At 69.2% G+C, this 11,365-nt stretch carries 10 protein-coding genes and 2 riboswitches; of the genes, 7 read left to right on the forward strand and 3 right to left on the reverse strand.

Annotation, left to right across the window (positions count from 1 at the left end; genetic code table 11):
* Window positions 1-64: 64 nt before the first annotated feature.
* From ODJ79_RS10905 to ODJ79_RS10920, 4 genes are all read left to right on the forward strand, one after another.
* Entirely contained in the window at window positions 65-1,360 is a 1,296-nt protein-coding gene (locus ODJ79_RS10905) for an ABC transporter ATP-binding protein (RefSeq protein WP_263023231.1), read from the forward strand.
* 129 nt (window positions 1,361-1,489) lie between these two features.
* A complete protein-coding gene (locus ODJ79_RS10910) occupies window positions 1,490-1,948 on the forward strand; it encodes an ATP-binding protein (RefSeq protein WP_263023232.1) in 459 nt (152 codons plus the stop codon).
* A 91-nt stretch (window positions 1,949-2,039) separates the two neighbouring features.
* Window positions 2,040-2,780, forward strand: coding sequence for an HAD family hydrolase (locus tag ODJ79_RS10915; protein WP_263023233.1), 741 nt, complete (start codon window positions 2,040-2,042; stop codon window positions 2,778-2,780).
* Between the two features lie 60 nt (window positions 2,781-2,840).
* On the forward strand, window positions 2,841-5,207 hold the full coding sequence (locus tag ODJ79_RS10920) for a glycoside hydrolase family 65 protein (RefSeq protein WP_263023234.1): 2,367 nt from the start codon (window positions 2,841-2,843) through the stop codon (window positions 5,205-5,207).
* A gap of 58 nt (window positions 5,208-5,265) precedes the next feature.
* Here the strand turns inward: ODJ79_RS10920 and ODJ79_RS10925 are convergent, their stop codons facing one another.
* A complete protein-coding gene (locus tag ODJ79_RS10925; protein WP_263023235.1) occupies window positions 5,266-6,306 on the reverse strand; it encodes a coiled-coil domain-containing protein in 1,041 nt (346 codons plus the stop codon).
* A 3-nt stretch (window positions 6,307-6,309) separates the two neighbouring features.
* Window positions 6,310-6,448, reverse strand: a riboswitch (cyclic di-AMP (ydaO/yuaA leader).
* A gap of 206 nt (window positions 6,449-6,654) precedes the next feature.
* Window positions 6,655-6,792, forward strand: a riboswitch (cyclic di-AMP (ydaO/yuaA leader).
* 51 nt (window positions 6,793-6,843) lie between these two features.
* On the opposite strand from ODJ79_RS10925, the gene ODJ79_RS10930 reads away from it, so the two are divergent.
* Window positions 6,844-7,815, forward strand: a complete 972-nt coding sequence (locus ODJ79_RS10930) for a coiled-coil domain-containing protein (protein WP_263023236.1) — start codon at window positions 6,844-6,846, stop codon at window positions 7,813-7,815.
* Window positions 7,816-7,849: 34 nt separating this feature from the next.
* On the opposite strand, the gene ODJ79_RS10935 is transcribed toward ODJ79_RS10930, so the two are convergent.
* Together ODJ79_RS10935 and ODJ79_RS10940 are read right to left on the reverse strand one after the other, a co-directional pair.
* Window positions 7,850-8,626, reverse strand: a complete 777-nt coding sequence (locus ODJ79_RS10935; protein ID WP_263023237.1) for an ABC transporter ATP-binding protein — start codon at window positions 8,624-8,626, stop codon at window positions 7,850-7,852.
* Window positions 8,619-9,512, reverse strand: coding sequence for an ABC transporter permease (locus tag ODJ79_RS10940; protein WP_263023238.1), 894 nt, complete (start codon window positions 9,510-9,512; stop codon window positions 8,619-8,621). Before ODJ79_RS10940 ends, ODJ79_RS10935 begins: the two co-directional genes overlap by 8 nt.
* Window positions 9,513-9,691: 179 nt before the next feature.
* Between ODJ79_RS10940 and ODJ79_RS10945 the strand changes: the two genes are divergently transcribed.
* Both ODJ79_RS10945 and ODJ79_RS10950 read left to right on the forward strand, forming a co-directional pair.
* The gene (locus ODJ79_RS10945) at window positions 9,692-10,291 is read left to right on the forward strand and encodes a TetR/AcrR family transcriptional regulator (protein WP_263023239.1); all 600 of its coding nucleotides are present in this window, start codon (window positions 9,692-9,694) and stop codon (window positions 10,289-10,291) included.
* A 102-nt stretch (window positions 10,292-10,393) separates the two neighbouring features.
* The gene (locus ODJ79_RS10950; protein WP_263023240.1) at window positions 10,394-10,735 is read left to right on the forward strand and encodes an Atu4866 domain-containing protein; all 342 of its coding nucleotides are present in this window, start codon (window positions 10,394-10,396) and stop codon (window positions 10,733-10,735) included.
* The last annotated feature ends 630 nt before the right edge of the window (window positions 10,736-11,365 follow it).

The raw sequence follows: 11,365 nt of genomic DNA on the forward strand, positions 1-11,365 counted from the left end.
GCTAGATCGCCGGCCACGTTGGGACCGGGATCATTGCCAGCTTTCCCGGCAGGAGGTAGAGACGGTGTCCACCGTCTTGCTGAAGGACGTCACCAAGGTGTGGCCCGATGGCACGATTGCCGTCAACCACGTGAGTCTCGACGTGGAGGACGGCGAGTTTCTCGTGCTCCTGGGCCCGTCCGGCTGCGGAAAGTCGACGATTCTGCGGATGATCGCCGGCCTGGAGGATCCGTCCGAAGGGGACATTCTCCTCAACGGTGACCCGGTGCTCGAATTGGCGCCGCGTGATCGCAGTATCGCCATGGTCTTTCAGGATTTCGCTCTTTATCCGCATATGACGGTGAACGATAATATCGGCTTTCCGCTTCGTTTGTCCGGTATGGAGACTAATAACCGGCTAGAGAAAGTTGGCGACGTCGCGAGCGCTCTCGGCATCGGTGACGTGCTCGGCCGCAAGCCCAGCCAGCTCTCCGGCGGGCAGCGCCAGCGGGTCGCGATGGGCCGCGCGATCGTGCGCCGCCCCGGCCTCTTCCTGATGGACGAGCCGCTGTCCAACCTCGACAGCGGCCTGCGCGCCGAGCTGCGCGCCGAGATCACCGGCCTCACCAGGGAGCTCGGCGTCACCACCATGTACGTGACGCACGACCAGGCCGAGGCGCTCACCATGGCCGACCGGGTCGCGATCATGCGCAAGGGCGTCCTGCAGGACGTCGGCACCCCCACCGAGGTGTACGGGCGGCCGGCCACCCTCTACGTGGCCGCGTTCCTCGGCGCGCCCCGGATGAACCTGCTCGAGGCCTCGGTCTACGTCCACCTCGACCAGTACGTCACGCTGAACCTCGGCGAGCAGGCCCTCTACCTGCCGTGGAACGACATCCGGGCGCGGGCCGTGGCGCACTACCACGGCGAGCGCATCGTGGTCGGCATGCGGGCCGAGGCGCTCACCCCGGTCGCGCCGGACGTGCCGGGCGACGTTCTCCGCGGCCGGATCCGCTACCTCGAGCACCACGGGCACGAGTCGCTGGCGTACCTGGACATCGGCGCGACCGCGATCGTGGTGGACGAGATGGGCACCGGCAAGCCCGACCCCGAGCCGGGCGGCGCCTTCCGGCGCTTCGGCAGCACGCTGCAGAAGCTCACCGGCCGCGGCTCCGGCGCCACCGCGACGGTGCAGCCCCCGGAGGAGCGGGTCAGCGTTCTCGACCCGGGCCGGCACCACCGCCGACCGGCCGAGCTGGCGGTCCGTCTGGCGCCGTACCCGGCCGTCTCTCCCGGGCACCCGCTCTCCATCGCGGTGCGGATGGACATGCTGCACTTCTTCGACGAGCGCGGCGATCGCATCGACGTCGGTTGGCGGTAGCGGGCCCGGTCCGCCGCCCTGTTCACCTTGGTTCCGCAGGTGCTGGGCGGCTGGTTGGACGGGCCCGGTGCTACCGGCAGGGCGCAGCGCGTAGGCTGCACGACGGTGGAGGAGAGTATGAGCCAAAGCGTGCGTTCGGCTCCGGGTGCGGAGTCGAGCGTCCTGACCGGCTCGCCCTCCGCCGCTCCCCAGCTCCTCGACCGCCGCTTCGGGCGGGACGAGATCGCCGTGGTGCGCCACGAGGTCTCCGGCCGGCTGGCCGCGGTCGGCCTCGGCGGCGACCGGTTGCAGGGCTTCGTGCTCGCGGTCAACGAGGTGATCACCAACGTCGTGCTGCACGCGGGCGGCCAGGGGCGCGCGGTGCTCTGGCTGGCCGGCGGCTCGGCGTGGTGCACGGTCACCGACGCGGGCCCCGGCATCCCGGCGCACTACCTGCGCCGGCCCGAGGTGCCCGAGGCGTTCGAGGTGGGCGGCCGGGGCATCTGGCTGGCCCACCAGCTCTGCGACGAGGTCACCGTGGCGACCGGCCCGATCGGTACCACGATCGGGCTGCGAATCGCGTTACCACGCCGGGCGTCATCCAACTGAAACAGCAGTTTGAACAGGGCGTAAAGCCCGCCGAAAATGTGAAGGCGCCCTTCGGGACTCGCGGCGAGCCGCATGCGACTACATTGGGCGCGTGCTCGGACTACCTCAGCATGTGACCGCATGCCTATTTGATCTTGATGGCGTGCTCACCCAGACCGCCCTTGTGCACAATGCCGCGTGGAAACAAACGTTCGACACGTTTCTCCAGACGCGGTCGGCTCAGCACGGCGAGCCATTCGTGCCCTTCGACTCCGGGGCCGACTACCAGCGCTTCGTGGACGGCCGGCCACGCGCCGACGGCGTCCGAACCTTCCTCGCCTCTCGTGGTATCACCCTGCCCGAGGGCAGCCCGGACGACGGTCCCGACCAGTTGACCGTGAACGGCATCGGCAACAAGAAGAACGCCGTGGTGCTGCAGAAGATCAAAGAGGGCGCCGTGCAGGTCTACCCGGGCTCGGTGGAGTACCTGAAGGCCGCCCGCGACGCCGGACTCCGCCGTGTCGTCGTCTCGGCCAGCGCCAACTGCAAGGACGTACTGGAGGCGGCCGGCATAGCCGACCTCATCGAGGAGCGCGTGGACGGTGTGACCGCCCGCGAGCAAAGCTTGCCGGGCAAGCCGGCACCCGACACTTTTCTGTACGGGGCAAAACTGCTGGGTCTGCCGCCGGCGGCATGCGCCGTCTTCGAGGACGCCCAGGCGGGCGTCGCCGCAGGCCGGGCCGGTCATTTCGGGATCGTGGTCGGTGTGGACCGCGTCGGGCAGCATGACGCTTTGTTGGAGCACGGCGCCGACATCGTTGTCACAGACCTGTCCGAACTCCTGACGCGCTGAGCCACGTATCAGCGTTCGATATCTTTCACGACTTTCTCTTTTCATTCGAGAGGCACCACCGTGATCCGTGAACGGGCATATCCCGTGGACCCCTGGCACATCCGGGAGACCCGGCTCGACCTGGACCTGCTGGCCCAGTCCGAGTCGGTGTTCGCGCTCGCCAACGGGCACATCGGGATACGCGGGAACCTGGACGAGGGCGAGCCGCACGGCCTGCCGGGCACCTACCTGAACTCGTTCTACGAGCTGCGCCCGCTGCCGTACGCCGAGGCCGGATACGGCTTCCCCGAGTCCGGCCAGACGATGATCAACGTGACCAACGCCAAGCTCATGCGGCTGCTGGTCGACGACGAGCCGTTCGACGTGCGGTACGGCGACCTCCGCTCCCACGAGCGGGTGCTCGACCTGCGAGCCGGCACCCTGGAGCGCACCGTCGAGTGGGTCTCCCCCTCCGGTCAGGCGATCCGGGTGCGCACCGTGCGGCTGGTCTCGTTCACCCAGCGCGCCGTGGTCGCCTTCCTCTACGAGGTGGAGCCGCTCGACGCCTCGGCCCGGCTGATCCTGCAGTCCGAACTGGTCGCCAACGAGCAGCTGCCGCCGATGAGCAAGGACCCGCGGGTCGCCGCCGTGCTCGACCACCCGCTGCAGGCCGAGGAGATGATCGAGCAGCGCACCGGCGGGCTGCTGGTGCACTGCACCAAGGCCAGCGACCTGCGGATGGCCGCGGCCATGGAGCACCTCGTCGAGGCGCCCGGCAAGCATGCGATCACCACCGAGGGGCACCCCGACTGGCTGCGCACGACGGTGGCCACCAAGCTCGAGCCGGGCCAGAAGCTGCGGGTGGTCAAGCTCGCCGCGTACGGCTGGTCCGGCAGCCGCTCGTTGCCCGCCATCCGCGACCAGGTCGGCGCCGCGCTCGCCAGCGCCCGGCTGGACGGCTGGGAGGGACTGGTCGAGGCCCAGCGGGAATACCTGGACGCCTTCTGGGACCACTCCGACGTCAAGGTCGAGGGCGACCCCGAGGTGCAGCAGGCCGTGCGCTTCGGCCTGTTCCACACGCTGCAGGCCGGCGCCCGGGCCGAGCAGCGGCCGATCGGCTCCAAAGGCCTCTCCGGCCCCGGCTACGACGGCCACACGTTCTGGGACGCGGAGACGTTCGTGTTGCCCGCCCTGACCTACACCCAGCCCTCGGCGGCGGCGGACGTGCTGCGCTGGCGGCACTCGACGCTGGACCTGGCCCGGGAGCGGGCGCAGACGCTGGGCCTGCAGGGCGCGGCGTTCCCGTGGCGGACGATCCGCGGGCAGGAGTGCTCGGCGTACTGGCCGGCCGGCACCGCGGGATTCCACATCGGCGCCGACATCGCCGACGCGGTCCGCCGGTACGTGCAGGCCACCGGCGACTACGACTTCGAGCGCGAGGTCGGCCTCGAACTGCTCATCGAGACCGCACGCCTGTGGCGGTCGCTGGGCCACCACGACCGGCACGGCCGCTTCCACATCGACGGGGTCACCGGCCCCGACGAGTACACCGCCGTGGTGGACGACAACATCTACACCAACCTGATGGCGCAGCAGAACATGTTCAGCGCCGTCGAGGCGGCCAAACGTCATCCCGACCTGGCCCGCAAGCTGGGCGTCGACGACGAGGAGATGGCCTCCTGGCGGGACGCGGCGGCGGCCGTGCACATCCCGTACGACCGGGAACTGCAGGTCCACCAGCAGTCGGAGGGCTTCACCCGGCTGCAGGAATGGGACTTCGAGAACACGCCGCCCGAGGCGTACCCGCTGCTGCTCAACTACCCGTACTTCGACCTGTACCGCAAGCAGGTGGTCAAGCAGGCCGACCTGGTGATGGCGATGTACATCCGGGGCGACGCGTTCACCCCGGAGGAGAAGCAGCGCAACTTCGCCTACTACGACGCGCGGACCGTCCGGGACTCCTCGCTGTCGGCGTGCATCCAGGCCGTGATGGCGGCCGAGGTGGGCCACCTCGAGCTGGCCCACGACTACCTGGGCGAGGCCGCCCTGATGGACCTGCACGACCTGCACCAGAACTCGCGCGACGGGGTGCACGTGGCGTCGCTGGCCGGCACCTGGATCTCGCTGATCGCCGGCCTCGGCGGCATGCGCGACTTCAACGGCCAGCTGTCGTTCGCGCCGCGCCTGCCCAGCCGGATCAACAACCTGGAGTTCTCGCTGCTCTGGCGGGGGCTGCGGCTGCGGGTGAACGTGACCGCCCACGAGGTGACCTACTCGCTGCGCAACGGCGGCGGCTCGGCCCGGCTGGTGCTGCAGCACCACGGCAAGGAGGTCGAGGTGACCCAGGTGAAGCCGGTGAGCGTGCCGATCCCGCCGGCCGGCCCGGTCGGCCCGCCGCCCACCCAGCCGGCCGGTCGCGCGCCGGTGCGCCGGGCACCGCAGGACTGACCGGAAATGACGAGGCCCCCGCGAACGTTCGCAGGGGCCTCGCCATTCGTTTCCGGAGCTAGAGCACCGATACGTGCACGTGGTCCATGTGGGCGCTCACGCCGTGATAGGTGTGCCAGTTACCGGTCGCGGGGAACCAGATCTGCTTGTACCAGATGACGTAGTAGATGCCCAACCGGTCGGCATTGCGTACCAGGAACGCCATCAGGTTGTTGCCGTAGTTCTTCATGTCGGCGTTGTGCGCGTTGGAGAATCCGCTCTTCTGCAGGGACCAGTCGCAGGCCCTGCCCTTGGGATGCTCGAACGGCCCGCCATTGCGGTGACAGCCGACGAATCGATTGAAGCCCGCCTTCTTCACCTCTTGGTAGAGGTGCAGCATACGCGGAGTGATGCAACCGTCGGTGGTCGGATCGTCGACGGTGCATTTCTCCGGCGAGAAACCGCCGTCGGCATTACGCGGGGCGGGCGCCGCCGTCTTGGAGACCGCGTCGACGAAACCGCCGGTGAGGCTCGTGCCGCCGACCAGGGCCAGCGCCTTTTCGGCCGCGGCCTTCTGCTTCGACATCGCGAGCAGGTTGGTCTGCTGCGACTTGACCTCGGCGTCGAGCGCGGCCTTCTGCGCACTGACCTCGTCGATCGCGGTGTTGAGCTCGTGCAGCTTGCGGTCGTGCAAGCTGTTGATCTCCTCCAGCGAGACCGCCTTGGCGAAGAAGTCGTCCGACCCCTGGCTGCCGAGCAGGTAACTGGCGGCGCCGAGGTGGCCGGTGGCGTACTGCTGCGCGGCGATCGCGTTGACCTCGGGAATCAGCCTGTCCCGCTTGGCCTCGGCCAGGGTGATCTTGACGCCCAGATCCTTCTGGGTCGCGGTCGACTTCGTGACCGCCGCCTTGGCCTGCACGTATTTCCGGTTCGACGACTCCAGCACGTCGTTGAGCGTGGCGTTCGCCTCGACGTCGTCGGAGCCCTCGTCCGGCGTGGCCGCGGTGGACGGCGAGGTGTCCGGGTCGGCGCTCGCGGGGGCGGCCGGTGCGGCCAGCAACGAGAGGCCCACGAGCGGTGCCAGTGCCACGATTAGCCACCGGCGGGGTCGTACGGTCATTCACGTTCCTTCCGGTTAACCGCCGACCGGGTTAGCTGACGGGTTCGGGACGGAAGCGATCCCTACCGCTCGCGCGGATTCACCCCAGGTGAGGAACAGTGGTTCCCCGGCTCGCCTCGCGGCGATTGGGCGGTGGTCTGCCGGCACCTCGGGGGCGGCGCCTCGGCGGCAGAGCCGTCGCGAGTTTACCTGAGGCCAAGCCATCCTTCAGCGCCCAGGAAACGCGAATGCGGTGATCGTCCGGCAACGGTGCGTAAGAAAGTGACCACGGGTTATCGAGGAATTGCGCAGAGTGCGAGATCTGTCGATCAATCGATATCATGGGTATGGTCGGACCCGGTCCCCACCCGGGGACCGCCGCCTAATCGCCCTTGGGGCGAGCCGGGGAACCAAATTGTTTCCTCGGGGTGAATCCGCGCAAGCGGTAGGGATAGCTTCCGTCCCGAACCCGTCAGCTAACTCGGTCGGCGGCCGACGGAAGGAACTGTTGTGCGGCACATTTCTGTCCGCCGCCGATTAGCGGCGACGCTCGCCCTGATGGTGGCCGCCACGGGCCTGGCCGTCGCGGTCGCCGGTCCGGCCTCGGCCGCGCCCGGCAGCACCGGCGACGACGGTGAGGGCGGCTCCAAGTCACTCACCGCGCAGCTCGAGGCCGCCTCCCGGGGCTGGTTGGACGCGAAGGCGGCGCTCGCCGCCGGCCAGAAGCGGCAGACCGAGCTGAACGCCGAGCTCAAGAAGCTGGACGCCGAGGTCGGGCCGAAACAGGCCGCGTTCGACCAGATCGTCCAGCAGGCCTACAAGACCGGGCGGCTCGGCCCGATGAGCGCGCTGATCAACGCCGACTCGCCGGACGGCTTCCTCGACCGGGCCGAGACGCTCGAGACGGTCGGGGTCCAGCAGCGGGCGGTCCTCCGCGACCTCGAGACCACTCGGGACAGCCAGGCCACGGCCAAGCAGGCCATCGACGCCACCGTGCGGGACCAGCAGAAGCAGGTCAACCTGATGGCCCGGCGCAAGGCGCAAGCCGAGGGCGCGCTCAAGGCGGCCAACGCCGGCCAGGACGATCCGCAGCCGAGCGACGGTGGCAGCAGCAAGACGGCCACGTCGTACACGGGCGGCGGTGGCGATTCCTGCTCGGTGACCGACCCGACCAGCGGCCACTGCATCACGGCACGGCTGCTGCACGCCATGCAGCAGGCGCAGGCGGCCGGCTTCACCCACTACGTGCACTGCTGGCGCGCGCAGAACAGCGGCGAGCATCCGAAGGGGCGGGCCTGCGACTTCGCCGCCGACCAGGACGGCTTCGGCGGCGTCGCGACCGGCAGCAGCAAGACGTACGGGACGAACCTGGCGAACTACTTCATCAACAACTCCAGCAAGCTGGGCGTCCTCTACGTCATCTGGTTCAAACGCATCTGGCTGCCCAGCAGCGGCTGGAAGGCGTACACCCGGGGCAACGGCGACCCGTCCAGCGACCACACCAACCACGTGCATCTTTCGGTGGTCTGACGGATTTCACCCCGAGGGGGTACGAGATCTGCGTCTACTTCTTGACGTAGGTCTCGTACTCCTTCATCACGTCCTCGGTCGGGCCGTCGGCCCGGAGCTCGCCGCTCTCCAGCCAGATCGTGCGCTCGCAGGTGTCCCGGATCGACTGCTCGCTGTGGCTGACCAGGAACACCGTGCCCGCCTCCGCGCGCAGGTCGCGGACCCGCTGCTCGCTGCGCTTGCGGAACTTCGCGTCGCCGGTGGCCAGCGCCTCGTCGATGAGCAGCACGTCGTGCTTCTTGGCCGCGGCGATCGCGAAGCGCAGTCGTGCGCCCATACCGGACGAGTACGTCCGCATCGGCAGCGAGCTGAAGTCCCCCCGCTCGTTGATGCCGGAGAACTCGATGATGTCGTCCACCTGCTCCTTGACCTGGGCCGGAGTCATGCCCATGGCCAGGCAGCCGAGCACCACGTTGCGCTCGCCGGAGAGGTCGTTCATCAGCGCCGCGTTCACGCCGAGCAGCGAGGGCTGGCCGGCCGCGTAGATCGCGCCGCCGGGCTCGACCGGGAGCAGGCCGGCGATCGCCCGCAGCAGCGTCGACTTGCCCGAGCCGTTGGTGCCGATCAGGCCGATCGCCTCGCCCTTGTACGCGACGAAGCTGACGCCCTTGACCGCGTGCACCTCGCGTACGGCTGCGCTCTTGGTCCTTGTCACCAGCCGCTTGAAGCTGCTCACCGGCGAGTTCTGGGCGGCCGAGACCGAACCGTGGATGCGGTAGATGATGTGCGCGTTCTCCGCGATGACGGTGGGGACCCGCTCTTCGTCAGCCACGGCCGTAACCCTTCTCTCCACGCCAGAAGTACGCGTACCCGCCGATGCCCATGACCGCGGTCCAGATGATCGCCTCGGTCCAGAGGCGCATCGGAGTGCCGGCCAGCTGCACGTTCTCCATCAGGGCGTGCCGCATCAGCTCGATGAAGACCAGCATCGGGTTCGCCAGGACCAGATTCAGCTTCCAGCCGTGCAGGTGCGCGGTGAACTGCTGCACCGGGTAGAGCACGGCCGAGCCGTACATCCAGACGCGCATGATGAACGGGACGAGCTGGCGCAGGTCGTGCAGCGTCGAGCCGAGCCGGCCGACCAGCATCGCGAAGCCGGCGTTGAAGATCGTTTGGAGGATCAGGGCCGGTACTATGAGCAGCCACTGGAGGGTGAGCGGCTCACCGGTGACCAGCACGATCGTCATCAGCACCGCCATCGAGACGATCATGTTGCGCGCCTCGACCAGGGTGATCGAGATCGGCAGGCTGGCGCGCGGGAAGTGCAGCGCCCGGATCAGCCCTAGGTTGCCGCTGACCGACAGAATGCCGGCCTGCACCACGGTCTGGGTGTAGCCGAAGATGAAGACGCCGATGCACAGGTACGTGACGAAGTTGGGCGTCCGGTGGCTGGTGTCCAGCAGCAGCCCGAAGATCACGTAGTAGACGCCGGCGTTGAACAGCGGGGTCAGGACCTGCCAGAGCATGCCCAGGCGGGTATTGCCCAGCGCGGCCGAGACCTTGGCGCCGGCAAACTCCCAGATGAAGTGCCGGTACCCCCACAGCTGCCGGGTGTACTCCAGCAGGCTGGGCAGCCGCCCGGCGGCGCCTAGCCCGTGCTTGCGGGCCAGCTCCTTGGGACTGGGTCCGGTGTAGGACTCGACGGTCGTCTGAGCCATGGGGTGGTGCTCCGATCTCGTCGGCCCGACGGGGGAATCGGGTCCAGGTGCTTTCCGCGAGAACACAACTTCAGCATGCCAAGCCGTTGTCGATGAAACGGGTTCGTATCGACGTGCCGTGAACGGTATCCGACCAAACGGCGGAACGCAACCGTTACGTCCTGGCGTATAGTGACCGTGTGGCGACAGCGAAGCGAGCACCAGCCGGGGCCGCGGTGCTCCGAGGCGACATCACCGTGGCGATCCGCAACGCGGTCATGCAGGAGCTGGCCGAGGTGGGCTATGGTCGGCTCTCGATCGAGGCCGTGGCCCGCCGCGCCGGGGTCGGCAAGACCGCGATCTACCGGCGCTGGGGCAACAAGCTCGAGATGGTCCTCGAGATCGTCTCCGACGTGGCGGGTCGCAGCGTGCCGCTGCCCGACACCGGCAGCTTCGCCGGCGACCTGCAACTACTCATGATGATCGTAAGCCGGGCTCTCCAGCACCGGATCGCCTCGCAGATCATTCCGGACCTGATGGCCGAGGCCTCGCGAAACCCACAGATCGCCGAAACCCTCCAGAAGGCGCTGCGCACCCACCAACAGGCGGTCGGCGACAAGCTGATCGGCCAGGCGGTGGCCCGCGGTGAGCTGCCCGAGGGCGCCGACCCCGAGGTGGCGGTCGACCTGATCCTCGGCCCGCTGTACTGGCGCCTCGCGGTCGCCCGCACCCCGCTCCCCAACGACTACCTCGACAACCTGGCCGCCGCCGTGACCGGGGCGCTGAAGTCCGCCGGCTGAACAGACAACCCACCCGCAACCATCCGCAACCGGCCGGCACTCGGCGACCGCGCGTCGCTGCCGAAGGTAAGGGCCATCATCCGAACGAGCCCAGGAGCCGCCATGCGTCTGCCCGTCGAGCACCCCGTCCTCGATGCCACCGCGCTGCTCAAGCGCGTGATGGGAGGCCGGGCCGCCGAGCGCGGCGGCCACCTGCCGGCCAGGGTGAAAACCTCGGCGCCGGTGGGAGCCTGGCTGAGCGAGGACGGCACGGTCCGCCTCGACATCTTCTCCGACGGCACGTACGACGGGCAGGTCGCCGGACGCAAGCGGCACGCGCACGGCACCTACTACATCGACGGCTCCCTGATGACCCTGAGCGACGACTCGGGCCTGGTCACGCCGGTGCTGCTGGTCGAGGGCGAGCTGGAGATGGCCGGCTACCACCTGAGCCGCGCCGCCTAGCTCCCTCCCGCTTTCTGCCCCTTCTTGGATCTTGATGACCTAGCGCGCAGACCACACACAATTTCCCCACCCTTGCCCCGCCCGCCGCCTTGCCCCCGCCCCGCCGCCTTGCCCCGCCCCGGCCGCGATCTTGGAGGGTTTCGGTTCGGGGCTCGCGCTTTCGCCCCACCTTTGCCCGCACTGGCCCCCGCGGCTGAGCCGTGCGTGCGGCCACAATCCGCGTCATCGCCCGATCTAGCACTCCTGCCGGGCACCCGCGCGTTTTCCACAGTCGGCGGTTATCCACAGTGCACCCCGGCGCGCCCGCCCAAGGTCGCGACTTCCCGCGAAAATGGCCTGCGGGGGCACCCCCAGGGAGGGCGGGCTGGCGGAGGGCGGGCTGGCGAAGGGCGGCCTGGCGAAGGGCGGCCTGGCGAAGGGCGGCCTGGCGAAGGGCGGGCTGGCGAAGGGCGGCCTGGCGAAGGGCGGCCTGGCGAAGGGCGGCCTGGCGAAGGGCGGGCTGGCGGACTGCCTGGCTGCGGGGCCGTCGGACTACCTGGCTGCGGGGCCGTCGAGTCGGCGGGCGGGTCTGGGGGCGGGGGCGGCTGGCGGGGCTGGGGGCGTGGGGGCGGGGGGGGGGGGGGGCGCGGG

This window comes from Actinoplanes sp. KI2 (genome assembly GCF_025630775.1).
In the GTDB taxonomy this organism is placed as follows: domain Bacteria; phylum Actinomycetota; class Actinomycetes; order Mycobacteriales; family Micromonosporaceae; genus Actinoplanes.

What these genes read in the sequence shown, in the direction of transcription:
- ODJ79_RS10930 (WP_263023236.1), top strand. Translation starts at nt 6,844, where the DNA reads ATGGTGGCCGCCACGGGCCTGGCCGTCGCGGTCGCCGGTCCGGCCTCG.
- ODJ79_RS10940 (WP_263023238.1), bottom strand. Translation starts at nt 9,512, where the DNA reads ATGGCTCAGACGACCGTCGAGTCCTACACCGGACCCAGTCCCAAGGAG.
- ODJ79_RS10925 (WP_263023235.1), bottom strand. Translation starts at nt 6,306, where the DNA reads ATGACCGTACGACCCCGCCGGTGGCTAATCGTGGCACTGGCACCGCTC.
- ODJ79_RS10950 (WP_263023240.1), top strand. Translation starts at nt 10,394, where the DNA reads ATGCGTCTGCCCGTCGAGCACCCCGTCCTCGATGCCACCGCGCTGCTC.